Origin of the sequence: Streptomyces sp. NPDC091280 (genome assembly GCF_044768565.1) — a bacterium.
Taxonomy (GTDB): Bacteria; Actinomycetota; Actinomycetes; order Streptomycetales; family Streptomycetaceae; genus Streptomyces.
In genome coordinates, this window is sequence record NZ_JBIVUZ010000001.1 from 876,819 (window position 1) to 889,283 (window position 12,465).

General features: G+C 71.8%; 8 protein-coding genes. 3 read left to right on the forward strand and 5 right to left on the reverse strand.

Annotated features, from left to right (window positions below; genetic code table 11):
- Window positions 1–101: 101 nt before the first annotated feature.
- Both ACIQPR_RS04030 and ACIQPR_RS04035 read right to left on the reverse strand, forming a co-directional pair.
- Window positions 102–2,675 carry an ABC transporter permease gene (locus tag ACIQPR_RS04030; protein ID WP_403641502.1) on the reverse strand — a complete coding sequence of 858 codons (2,574 nt, stop codon included), beginning with the start codon at window positions 2,673–2,675 and terminating at the stop codon, window positions 102–104.
- Entirely contained in the window at window positions 2,672–3,460 is a 789-nt protein-coding gene (locus ACIQPR_RS04035) for an ABC transporter ATP-binding protein (RefSeq protein WP_093628593.1), read from the reverse strand. The genes ACIQPR_RS04030 and ACIQPR_RS04035 overlap by 4 nt, the downstream gene beginning before the upstream one ends.
- A 356-nt stretch (window positions 3,461–3,816) precedes the next feature.
- Between ACIQPR_RS04035 and ACIQPR_RS04040 the strand changes: the two genes are divergently transcribed.
- The 3 genes from ACIQPR_RS04040 to ACIQPR_RS04050 all read left to right on the forward strand — a co-directional run bounded on the left by ACIQPR_RS04040 (window position 3,817) and on the right by ACIQPR_RS04050 (window position 7,667).
- Complete coding sequence (locus ACIQPR_RS04040; RefSeq protein WP_403641505.1) at window positions 3,817–5,310, forward strand: MFS transporter; 1,494 nt, start codon at window positions 3,817–3,819, stop codon at window positions 5,308–5,310.
- Between the two features lie 300 nt (window positions 5,311–5,610).
- Complete coding sequence (locus tag ACIQPR_RS04045) at window positions 5,611–6,054, forward strand: DUF485 domain-containing protein (protein ID WP_403641508.1); 444 nt, start codon at window positions 5,611–5,613, stop codon at window positions 6,052–6,054.
- Window positions 6,051–7,667, forward strand: a complete 1,617-nt coding sequence (locus ACIQPR_RS04050; protein ID WP_403641511.1) for a cation acetate symporter — start codon at window positions 6,051–6,053, stop codon at window positions 7,665–7,667. Before ACIQPR_RS04045 ends, ACIQPR_RS04050 begins: the two co-directional genes overlap by 4 nt.
- Window positions 7,668–7,757: 90 nt before the next feature.
- Here the strand turns inward: ACIQPR_RS04050 and ACIQPR_RS04055 are convergent, their stop codons facing one another.
- The 3 genes from ACIQPR_RS04055 to ACIQPR_RS04065 form a co-directional block, all read right to left on the reverse strand.
- Window positions 7,758–8,645 carry a cellulose-binding protein gene (locus ACIQPR_RS04055; RefSeq protein ID WP_403641513.1) on the reverse strand — a complete coding sequence of 296 codons (888 nt, stop codon included), beginning with the start codon at window positions 8,643–8,645 and terminating at the stop codon, window positions 7,758–7,760.
- A 221-nt stretch (window positions 8,646–8,866) separates the two neighbouring features.
- A complete protein-coding gene (locus tag ACIQPR_RS04060; protein WP_403641516.1) occupies window positions 8,867–11,440 on the reverse strand; it encodes an SUKH-4 family immunity protein in 2,574 nt (857 codons plus the stop codon).
- Between the two features lie 8 nt (window positions 11,441–11,448).
- A complete protein-coding gene (locus ACIQPR_RS04065; RefSeq protein ID WP_403641519.1) occupies window positions 11,449–12,447 on the reverse strand; it encodes an SMI1/KNR4 family protein in 999 nt (332 codons plus the stop codon).
- Between the last annotated feature and the right edge of the window lie 18 nt (window positions 12,448–12,465).

The following is a 12,465-nucleotide window of genomic DNA, read 5'->3' on the forward strand; positions in this document are numbered from 1 at the left end:
GTCGAAGGACGGCACAGGCCGCCGTCGACGCACGGCACGACAGCCCGGCGCCGAGAAGTCCCCCGTGACTTCTCGGCGCCGGGCCTCCCCGTGGGCGGTGGCTATTCGGTGGCGATGGCGTTGAGGACGTTCATCCGGCCCGCCCGGAACGCCGGGACGAGGGCGGCGAAGAGGCCCACGAAGGCCGAGCCGACGAAGACGGCGACGATCGTGCCCCAGGGGATCTCCAGGACCTTCAGGCCCTCCAGGGCGAGGAGCTGCTGGGCGGTCGCGCCCCAGCCCATCCCCAGGCCGAGGCCGAGCAGCGCTCCGAAGAGGGCGATCACGACCGACTCCATGCGGATCATCCGGCGGAGCTGCCTGCGGGACATGCCGATCGCTCGCATCAGACCGATCTCGCGGGTCCGTTCGACGACCGACAGGGCGAGGGTGTTCACGACGCCCAGGACCGCCACGATGATCGCCAGGGCCAGCAGGCCGTAGACCATGTTCAGGAGCTGGCCGATCTGGTCCTTCAGTTCCTGCTTGTAGTCGGTCTGGTCGCGCACCTGGTACTGCGGGTAGGGGGCCATGGCCTTCTTCAGGGCCGCGTACGCCTGCTTCTCCTGGCCGTCCTTGGCCTTGGCGAACATGATCTCGTTCGGCGGGATCTTGCTCGCGGGGACGTACTTCCGCATCGTGGCGATGCTGGTGTAGCGGGCGCCCTGGTCGATGGCGACGTCGTCGTCCGTGATGGCGGCGACCTTGAGCCTGGCCGTGGAGCCGCCCTTGAAGGCGACGGAGATGGTGTCGCCGACGTGGACGCCGTGCTTCTTGGCGTACTTGGAGCCGACCGACATGGCGTCGGTGCCGTAGGCGGCGGACAGGTCGCCGGCCGTGGTGGCGCGGCGCAGGTCCTGGGCGTAGGACGGGTCGGCGGCGGTGAGGCCGTCGGTGTCCTTCTGGCCGTCGGGCGAGGTGAGGGTGGCGTCGAGCACCTTGTAGCGGGTGACGTGGACGAGGTCGGGCGACTGTTCCATCGCCTTCTCGGCCTGCGGGACGATCCGCTGGTTGCCCTGGACGATGAAGTCGGCGCCCACGGACTTGTCCAGCTCGCTGGTGGCCGAGGCGACCATCGAGGAGCCGACCACGGAGAGGCAGGCGACGAGGGCGAGGCCGATCATCAGGGCCGCACCCGTGGCACCCGTACGCCTGGGGTTGCGGAGCGCGTTGCGTTCGGCCAGGCGCCCCACCGGGCCGAAGGCCCGCAGGAGGACGACGCTGATGACCCGGACGACCCCGTTGGCCAGCAGCGGGCCGATGATCACGAAGCCGATCAGCGACAGCACGACACCCGCGCCGAGGACCAGCGAACCGTCCGTGGCCTTCTTGGCGGTGGCCGCCGCGAACAGGGCGGCGGCACCCGCGCCGGTCAGCACCAGGCCGATCAGTGCCCGTACCCATCCGGCCTTGCCGTCGGCCGGGGTACCGGCGTCGCGCAGCGCGGCCATCGGGGAGACCTTGCCGGCCCGGCGGGCCGGGAGGTAGGCGGCGAGGACGGTGACGATCACGCCGAGGAGCAGGCCGAGCACGGGAGTGGTCCACTTGACCGTCAGGTCCCGGGTCGACAGGTCCATGCCCGCCGCGCCCATCAGCTTCATCAGGCCCACGGCGATGCCGACACCGGCGCCGACGCCGAGGACGGAGCCGATGATCCCGAGGAGGGTCGCCTCGACCAGCACCGAGCGGTTGACCTGCTTGCGGGAGGAGCCGATCGCCCTCATCAGGCCGATCTCGCGGGTCCGTTGGGCGACCAGCATCGAGAAGGTGTTGATGATCAGGAAGATGCCCACCAGGAACGCGATCCCGGCGAAGCCGAGCATGGCGTACTTGATGACGTTCATGAACTGGCCGACGCCCTGACGGTTCTCGTCGGCGTTCTCCTTGGCCGTCTGGATCTTGTACGTCCCCGTCGCGGCGAGGGTCTGCGCCACGTTCCGCTTGAGCTGATCGTCCGTCACCCCGCTCGCGGCGGTGACCCCGATCTGGGTGAACCGGCCGGTGGCACCCAGGAGTTCGCGCTGTGCGGTGGCGGTGTCGAAGTAGACGACGGCCGCACCGGGGTTGGTGACCTTGAAGGTGGCGATGCCGACGATCCGCGCGGTGAAGTCACCGGTCTGCGAGATGGTGCGCAGCGAGTCGCCCAGCTTCAGGTGGTGCTTGTCGGCGGTGTCGGCGTCGACCATGGTCTCGGTCGGGCCGCGAGGGGCGTGTCCGGAGGTGATCTCCATCGAACGCAGGTCGTTCTTCGTCCAGTTGCCCGCGATGGTGGGCGCGCCGGTCGAGGACCCCATGTTCTTGTCGGCACTGTTCACGACGGTGACGTTCATCGAACTGACGCCACCTTCGACCGACTTGACGCCCTGGGCCTTCGCGACCTGGGCGACCGCGGAGGCCGGCAGCGACTCGGGCAGTCCGTTCTGCGGGGTGCCGCCGTCCGCCTTGGCGGCCTTCGGCAGCACCGTGACGTCGGAGGCGGTGGCCGCGAAGAGCTTGTCGAAGGTGGTGTTCATCGTGTCGGTGAACACCAGCGTGCCGCACACGAACGCCACCGACAGCAGCACGGCTGTCGCCGAGAGCGCCATCCGCCCTTTGTGGGCGAAGAAGTTGCGCATCGAGGTCTTGAGGACGGTCATGACGTACGCCCCCGCGCGTCGAAGTCCTTCATGCGGTCGAGGACGGCGTCGGCGGTCGGCTTGAACATCTCGTCGACGATCCGGCCGTCCGCGAGATAGAGCACACGGTCCGCGTACGAGGCGGCGACCGGGTCGTGCGTGACCATCACGATGGTCTGCCCGAGGTCGTCCACGGAGCGGCGCAGGAAGCCCAACACCTCCGCTCCCGCACGGGAGTCGAGGTTTCCGGTCGGCTCGTCACCGAAGATGATCTCGGGCCGGGCCGCCAACGCCCGTGCCACGGCGACGCGTTGCTGCTGACCGCCGGAGAGCTGGTTGGGCCGGTGCTTGAGCCGGCTGGAGAGCCCGACCGTCTCCACGACCTGCGCGAGCCAGCCCTTGTCGGGCTTGCGGCCAGCTATGTCCATGGGGAGGGTGATGTTCTCCAGCGCGTTCAGCGTCGGCAGCAGGTTGAACGCCTGGAAGATGAAGCCGATCCGGTCCCGGCGCAGCTGCGTGAGCTTCTTGTCCTTGAGGCCGGTGATCTCGGTCTCGTCGAGGTAGATCTGCCCGGAGGTCACGGTGTCGAGCCCGGCGAGGCAGTGCATGAGGGTGGACTTGCCGGACCCCGAGGGGCCCATGATCGCGGTGAACTGGCCGCGGGCGATGTCCACGTCGACATGGTCGAGGGCGACGACGCGGGTCTCCCCGGCCCCGTAGGCCTTGACGACCTGCCGCGCCCGCGCGGCAACGGCCGTACGCCCTCCAGTGCCCCCGTGCCTGGGAATGGTCACAGCCGATGTCACGGTATGTCTCCTAAGTCGGTCGGTGGTGGAACGCGGGTCGTTCTCGTGTGGATGAGTCTGGCGGCGGGAGAGGGTCCGGCGCGCTGGTGCTCAGCGCAGTCTTTTCCTGGGGAAAACCCCACCCCGTCGGGTTCGGTGCGCCGCCCCCCAGCGGCATAAAGCCAGGTTAAGGACGCTCCCGGCGCATCTCCTCCTCCGACAGTACGAACCCGCCCCGGGCCGCAGTACGGAGGGACCCCTAGGGGATGTCCACCGCCGGGTGGAGAGGTACTCGGGGTCGCGTCCACCCTGCCGCCATGCGCGGGTCAAGTGGGAGAGTGTCGTACGGCAGATAGATGCAGGGGGAAGGAATCCGCGTGGGCGACACGAGACCCGCGATACGTCAGGCCGCACAAGGCACCGTGCCGGACAAGCGGGGCGCCGTCGTCGCGGCCCTCATGCTCGCGATGGCGCTGGCCGCCCTCGACTCCACCATCGTCTCCACGGCCGTACCGCAGATCGTCGGCGACCTCGGCGGCTTCTCCGTCTTCTCCTGGCTCTTCTCCGGCTATCTGCTCGCGGTGACCGTCACCCTCCCCGTCTACGGCAAGCTCTCCGACACCTTCGGCCGCAAACCGGTGCTGATCACGGGCGCGGCGGTCTTCCTCGCCGGTTCGCTGCTGTGCTCGGTGGCCTGGAGCATGGGCGCGCTGATCGCGTTCCGGGTCGTACAGGGCCTGGGCGGCGGGGCGTTGCAGGGCACGGTCCAGACACTCGCCGCCGACCTGTACCCGCTCAGCGAACGCCCCAAGATCCAGGCGAAGTTGTCCACGGTGTGGGCGGTGTCGGCGGTCGCGGGCCCGGGCGTCGGCGGACTGCTCGCGGCCTACGCCGGCTGGCGCTGGATCTTCCTCGTCAACCTCCCGGTCGGAGCGGTGGCGTTGTGGCTGATCGTCCGCCACCTCCACGAACCGCACCGCACCCGCGCCGCCCGCCCGCGCGTCGACTGGGCGGGCGCGCTGGCCGTGTTCGCGTGCGGCGGCGTCCTGATCACGGCACTGGTGCAGGGCGGGGTGGCCTGGCCCTGGCTGTCGGCACCGTCGATCGCCCTGTTCGGTACGGGACTTGCGCTGGCCGGCTCGGTGGTGGCCATCGAACGCCGGGCGGCGGAGCCGATCATCCCCGGGTGGGTGTGGCGCCGCCGTACGATCGCGGCCGTCAACCTGGCGCTGGGCGCACTGGGGTTGCTGATGGTGGCACCGAGCGTGTTCCTGCCGACCTACGCCCAGTCGGTGCTGGGCCTGGCCCCGGTGGCGGCCGGATTCGTGCTCTCCGTATGGACGTTGACCTGGCCGGTGTCGGCGGCGCTCAGCCAGCACGTGTACCGGCGGATCGGTTTCCGCAACACGGCGATGCTGGGCATCGGGACGGCGACCCTGATCCTGTTCGCGTTCCCGTTCCTCCCCTACCCCGGCTCGGCCTGGCAGCCGATGCTCCTGATGATGCTGCTCGGCGCGGCCCTAGGACTCTTCCAACTCCCCCTGATCGTGGGGGTGCAGTCGACGGTGGAGTGGGAGGAACGAGGAGTGACGACCGCGTCCGTCCTCTTCTGCCGCCAGACCGGCCAGACGATCGGAGCGTCGGTCTTCGGCGCGGTCGCCAACGGAGTGCTGGCCTCACGGCTGGGCGGGGCGAGCGATCTGGACTCGGTGACACGGGGGTTGGACGGCGGCGCGCTGCCGGAGGCCACACGGCGGGCCGTCGCGGACGCGGTGCACGCGGTGTACGTGGGCGCGGGGATCGCCGCCGCGGCGGCCTTCCTGGTGCTGCTGGTGCTGGCGCCTCGGCGGTTTCCGGTGTTGAAGGAGTGAGCTCGGGCCGTCCATCCGAACTCCGTTTCACGCGGGCGTAGTTCGGCCACGACCCCAAGCATGAACGCGGTGCGCAACGACTCACAACGCGCCCCGGAGCAAGGAAGCTCTGCGCCGACCCCCACCAACACCCGAGATCAACAAGCCGGTTGACCCCGCAAGCGCCCACCAACCACCCACCAACCGCCCAGTTCGCCGAAAAGCACCCACACCGCCCAACCGGCGAGTAACATGCGTGACCCGCTCCGCCCAACTCCTGCGGTCCGCCGCCACGGACCCGAGCCACGCAAGGAGCACGGGATGTCCTACGACCCGTACCCTCCGCATGATTCACATGACTCATCCGCCCCGCCCGCCCCGCACCCACCCCGCCTCACATACCCCTGGCAACCGCCGCCGCCCCCGCCCGAACGGCGGCGCCCGCCCCGGCGTCCCGCGCTCGGGAATCACCGGGATCTGCGGGTGCTGCGCGGTGCGTACCGGCGGCAGCGGCGCGTGGCGTCGCTGACCGCGCTCGGCTACTTCTGCCTGTTGCTGGCGCTGTCCGCGTTCGCGCCGCCGCTGATGTCGAGCACGGCCGTCGCCGGTGTGCCCGCCGGGCTGCTGCTCGCGCTGGCCCAACTGCCGGTCGCCTGGCTGGCGATGGCGCTCTACGAGCACACGGCCGCGCGCCGCGTGGACCCCCTCGCCGACCGCATCCGCAGACAGGCCGAACTCGACGCCAGACGGGAGGCGGCACGATGACCGGCTTCCACGACCCCGCGCCGCAGACCATGTCCCTCGTCGCCTTCACCACCGTCGCCACCCTCACGCTCCTGCTGTGCGTGATGACGGGACCCGACCGCGACGACCTCGACGAGTTCTACACGGGGTACGGATCGCTCTCGCCGCTGCGCAACGGGCTTGCCATAGCGGGTGATTACATCTCCGCGGCGAGTGTGCTGGGCACGAGCGGGGTGATCGCCCTGTACGGCTACGACGGGGTGGTGCTGGCGCTGAGCACGGCGCTGTCGTTGCTGCTGCTGATGTTCCTGCTGGCCGAACCGCTGCGCAACGCGGGCCGGTTCACGATGGGCGACGCGTTCGCCCGGCGGATGCCGGGGCGGGCCGTGCGGATCGTGGCGTGCGTCGTCACCATCATCGCGCTGCTGCCGCTGATGCTGGTCCAACTCGCGGGCGCGGGACAGCTGTTGGCGTTCATCCTCGGCTTCTCCAGCGACTCGTTGCAGACCGGCTGCATCATCGGCCTGGGCGCGCTGATGATCAGCTACGCGGCGATCGGCGGCATGAAGGGCACCGCGCTCATCCAGATCCTGAAGATCGTGATGCTGCTCGGTTCGGGCGCCGTGATCGCCGTACTGATACTGAACCGCTTCCACTGGGACCTGGGCGCCTTCTTCGACACGGCCGCACGGCAAAGCGGGATCGGGACCGACTTCCTGCGCTCCGGGGTCGAGTTCGCCGGCGGGCCGAGTCCCCGGCTGGACATGATCAGTTCGCAGCTGACCGTCGTCCTCGGGGGCGCCTGTCTGCCGCACATCACGATGCGCATGTACACCGCGTCCAGCGCCCGGCAGGTGCGCCGGTCGATGTCGTGGGCGGTGTCGGGCGTGGCGCTGTTCGTGGTGATCGTGACGGTCGTCGGGTTCGGCGCCACGGCGCTGCTCGGGCGGGCGGCGATCACGCGGGCCGATCCGCAGGGCAACACGGCGTATCTGCTGGGCTCCCGGGCGGTGTTCGGGGCGGACGTGTCGACGGCGGAGACCCTGCTGTTCACCACCGTCACCACCGCCGTGTTCCTGACCCTGCTCGCCTCGGTCGCCGGGATGATCCTCGCCTGCGCCAACTCCCTCGCCCACGACGTCTTCGCGACCCGCGTCGAACGGATGCCGGTCCGCCGGGAGATGACGCTGGCCCGCCGCTCGGCGCTGGCCGTGGGCGTCCCGGCCATCGCGCTGGCGACGCTGATCCAGCACCGGGGCCTGCAACCCCTGGTCACCCTGTCCTTCTGCCTGGGCGCCTCGGCCATAGCACCCGCCCTCGTCTACAGCCTCTTCTGGCGCCGCTACACCCGAACGGGCCTGCTCAGCACGCTCATCGGCGGCACGCTCAGTGTGCTGCTGCTGATGCCGGGCACCAATCTCGTCTCCGGCTCACCGGCCGCCGCGTTCCCGGGCGCCGACTTCAACTGGTTCCCGTTCACCACCACCGGGCTCGTCACCATCCCCCTCGGCTTCCTCTGCGGCTGGCTCGGCACGGTCGCCTCGGGCCGGAAGAAGGAGGAGGAACAGCGCAGACGCTACGAGTCGATGGAGGGCTGGATCCTGGCGGGCGCGGTACGCAGAGGCGAAGGATGAAAGGGATGAAAGAAGGGACGAAGGAAAGAACGAAGGCTCGCCCCGGCGCCTCTGTACACCCCTGTCACCCCTGTCACCCCTGCCCCCCTGTCACTCGGCCGGTGCCCGGCCGGTGAGGGCGGTCAGGCTGCTCCGGACATGGTCCATGTGCGCCTGCACGTCGTCCCATGTCTCGCCGTGCTCGCGCAGTACGCGCTCGGTGTCGCGGGCGATCCGGTCCGCCCGGACCCGGGCCTCGGCGACCACCTCGGCGGCGCGTTCCGCGGCCTCGTCCTGGCGGCGGCGGTCCGACAACTCGGCCTCGGCGTAGGCCTGTTCGGCTTCGGCGAGGGCCGCCTCGGCGCGGGCCACCCGCTCGGCGCACCGGGTGTCGAGCGCGGCCAGCCGTTCCTCCGCGGAGCGTTCCGCCTCGGCCCAGCGTTCGGCGTGCTCCTTGGCCTGCTCGTCCAGGAGACCGGCGGTGCGCTGGCGCACCTCGCGCAACGCGGCGAGCGCCTCCGTGCGCCCCTCCTTCACCTCGCGCCGGGCGCCGATCCGGAGGTCGTCGGCCTCGGCGCGGGCGGCGAGAAGCCGCTGCCGCGCGCGTTCCTCCACCTCGGCGCGGAGCGCGTCGGCGTGTTCGTGGGCCTCCTGGAGCACTCCGGCGGCGCGCGCCTCGGCCCGCGCGACCTCTTCGCGCGCCGACCCCCGCGCGGACTCCCGTACGGCGGCGGCCTCTTCCTCCGCCAGCCCGAACAGCCGTCGCGCCCGCTCGCCGAGCGTGTCGTACGACTGCGGGGCGAGCCGCGCCACCGTCTCCCGCAGCCGTTCGGCCTCGGCCTCCATGTCCCTGGCCAGCACGGTCAGCCGCGCGGCCCGCTCCCACGCGGCGTCCCGGTGCCGGGAGACCGCCGCCGCGTACGCGTCCACCTGGGCGGGGCGGTAGCCGCGCCCCCGTACTGCCACGAAGCCACGTGGCGACACCGATGCGCTGCTCATCCTGGAACCCCTCTCCACCCGACGGACACGAAATGATGATTTCGCGCATATCTTGATGGATGAGACATAAGGGTTCATAACGCGACACTCCGGGTGCGGGTCACGGGTGTGGCTCACGCAAAAAGGTCCGGACCCGGTCGACCGACCGAGCCCGGACCTTCCTCACCGCTACTTCTCCCGCCCCTCCCCGGCGGCCCTACGGCCTTCGGGGCGGGCCGGCGTCACAGCAACCCGTCCCACATCTGCTCCAGCAGGACCGACCACCAGCTCTCCGGCGAACCGAGCGCCGCCGGGTCCAGCGAGGCCAGTTGCGCCTGGAAGTCGACGGTCCAGCGGCCCGCCTGCTCCTGGTTGAGCCCGTACCGCAGCCGCCACATCCGGCCCAGCAGCGCGAGGCAGCGCGCGAACTCGGGCAGCCCCGTGTTCACGAACTGCGGCGGTACGGAAGCACCACCCGGCCCCGCCTCCACCGGCACCGCGACGATGTTCGCCGTGCCGTACTGGACGCAGATCGCCTTGCCGAAGTCGCTGCCCATGACGAGGTAGGAGCCCGCGTCGGCGGACGGCCGCACCCCGCGCTCCTGCGCGAGTTCGGCCAACGTCGGTACCGGGCGCCCGGGTTGGGCCTGCGCCCAGAAGAACGGGCCCATGTCCATCGGCAGTCCCGCCGCCACCAGCGTGTGCGCCACGACCGGCGGCACACCCTGCCGGGACACCGCCGCCTGCTCGAACCGGAACACTCCCGGCCCGAACGCGCCCGCCAGCTCCTGCGCGATGGCCTCCGGCGGCACCGGTGGCGTCGGCTGCACCGGCGGCAACGGCGCCCGCACCGGGGCGAGTCGGGCCGGCCCGTCCGCCACCTGGTGCAACTCGCCCTGATGCGCGATGAGTTCACGCATCCCCTGCTGCCGGCTCGCGTGATCCGTGCCGTACGGCGCGATGCTGGCGATGCGGGCCTGCGGCCACTGTTCGCGGATCATCCGCGCGCAGTACGCGCCCGGCAGCTCGCAGGACTCCAACTCCGTGTGCAGTTCCAGGACTTGGTCCGGCGGGATGTTCAGTCCGCGCAGCTCGTGGAAGATCTGCCACTCCGGGTGCGGGGTGCCCGGCGCGGACCGCCGGATCAGCTGCTGCTCGGACCCGTCCGGCGCGCGGTAGCGCAACACGGCCTGGTAGCCCGGCCCCACGGTCGGCTGCCCCTGCTGCGGATAGCCGTAGGCGGGCTGCTGCTGCCCGGGGAACGGCTGACCGCCCCCGGGAGCGGAGGGCGCCTGCGGCGGCGACATCGGCGGAGCACCCGGAGGCATCCCCGGGGCACCGGGCGCACCGGGCGCGCCCGGGAACTGCGGCGCCGGAGGAGCACCGGGCGCACCGGCCGGCGGCCCGGCCAACACGGTCTCCGCACGATGCACGGCACCCTGAGTACCACCACCCTGCGGGGCGGAGGGGCCGGGGGGACCGGGGGCGTACGGCGGCGGAGGCGCAGCGGGCGCACCCGCCCCACCGGGCACACCAGGAGCCCCGGGCGGCTTGGGCGCGCCCGGCCCCGCAGGCCCGCCCGGCCCGCCCTGACCGGGGTCGGCGAACATCGTGGCCGCATGGTGGACTCCCCCCGGAGGCTGCCCCCCGGGAGTGTTCGGCGCACCGGGCGGCCCCACAGGCCCCCCGTCCGGACCGAGCCCCGAAACCATCTGCGTCGCCACATACCCGGCCGCCGCCGGCGGAGGCGGGGGCGGCGACCCGGCAGGCGCACCGCCCGGTCGCGCGCCCGGCGTCCCCGGGGCGCCCGGCGGAGGCGGCGGGTTCGACCCACCGCCGCGTGCCCGCCGCGGCGGAGGTGCCGCCTTGCTGGTGGCCGCGTCGGCGATGTCCCCGGCGTTGGGCGCGAGCGCCGGCCCCGGCGGGTGGGGATACCCGTACGAAGCCGGCGCGGGCGCACCCCCAGGTCCGCCGCCCTGCACCGGCCCCGGCCCCGGCCCCGGCCCGTGTGAACTCTCGTCTCCAGCACCGACATTGGGATCGCCCATTGCCGATGCGACTGCTGTGGGCGGGAGTTGACTGCCGCCGGACATCAGTGCGGTGGCGGCGTCGGCCGGGGTCTCGTCATCCCGTTCCCGCAGGGGCGGTGCGAACACGGTCGCGGGCAGCGGTACCGAACGGTCCTCGCCGGCATCGGCGTTGGTGTCGGTACCCGCCCACGGCGTCGCACCGACCGGCGCATCGGGCGTACCCGGCGCATCGGCACCGCCACCGGCGTCCGGCCAGGCCGAAGCCGCCGGCACCCCGGCCTGCGTCTCGGGCAACGAACCCGAACCGGCCCCCACACGCGAGCCCGCCGACGGCCCCGCCGACGGCCCCGCCGACGGACTTGACGACGGACTTGACGACGGACCTGCCGACGACCCCGAAGGCGCCGGAGGAATCCCGATCTTGTCGGCCGCCTCCTGCAACCACTCCGGCGGACTCAGCAGGAACGACGTCTGGTTGAGGTCCACGCGCGCGGGAGCGGCCGGTACCGCGTCGGCGACCTCGTCGGGGCGGCCGTACTCCTCCTCGTAGCGGCGGATGATCTCACCGACCGGCAGCGCGGGCCACAGTGTGGCCTCGCCGCTGTCGCGGGCGAGGACGAGCCGCTGGCCGCCGCCGTCCGAGCGCGGGCCGTCGGCGCGGTCCTCGGCCCAGGCCACGAAGCCGAGTTCGAACTCCCGCACCCGCACCTCGCGGTGCTGGTACGAGGGCAGGTCCCCGTTGATCCATTCCTCGGCGCGCTCCTGCGCCTGTGCGAAAGTCACCATCGCTCAGTTCACTCCCCCACCGCGGCGGCCGAAGACACCGGTACCGATCGTGCGAACCCGCCGTCGACCATCAGGTTCGCCACCGTCTCCAACTCCGGTGGATTTCCGGCGAGTCGGCCCAGGAACTGGTCGAAGTCGCCCCCGGCGGGCAGCAGTAGCCGCTCCACGCGGTCGGCCGGTGCCCAGGACGGGTCGACGTCGCGGGCGTCGTCGTAGGCGCAGAACCACACCGAGCCGATCGCCTGGCCCTTGACCTTCACCACGAGCAGGCCGCCCTGGACGAAGCCGACGGCGAGGTAGTCCTTGGTGAGGTGGTCGCGCAGGCACTTGTTGACGTAGACGAGGTCGTTGACGGCCGCCTCGTCGCGGACCGTGAAGAACGGCTGGTCGATCAGGAGGCCCAACTCGGCGTCCAGCGCGGTGCCGACGGGCGCGCTGCCGCCGGCCGCCTTGAGGAAGGACCGGTAGGCGCCCGGGAGCCGGTAGCCGAGGTCCTCCTCGACACCCTGGACCTGCGCCTCGGTCACCGCGAGCGAGGACTTCGGCAGGCCGAAGTGCGCGGGGCGGGTCTCCTGGAGCGGGCGGGTGCCGCGCTTGCCGTGGTCGACGGCGGCCGTGGCGATCCCGCCGTGGTGCCGCAGCAGGGCCTTGACCTCGACGGGGACGAGTTCGAGGCGCCGGGTGCCGACCACGTGGTGCCAGGTCCAGCCGTGCGGGGTGGCGACCGCGGGCACCGTGTCCCACAGCTCGTGGCGGGTCGCGGCCAGGGCCGCGTTCGCGGACACGTAGTCCGTCAGGCGCAGTTCGTCGACGCCGAAGCCCTCCGGGGGTTCGGCGATCTCGGCCGCCGCGCGGGCGTACGGCGAGAAGTCGGGGTAGCCGCGCTCGTCCATCCGTACCCCTCTGGGGTGACGGGCCGCCCGGACCGGGTCCGGGAAGTGCACGACCTGCCCGGCGTAGGCCGCGTTCGGTGGCACGGCTCGCTGCCCGAGCCGACCTGTCGTCATGGCGGTTGCCCCCTGCGG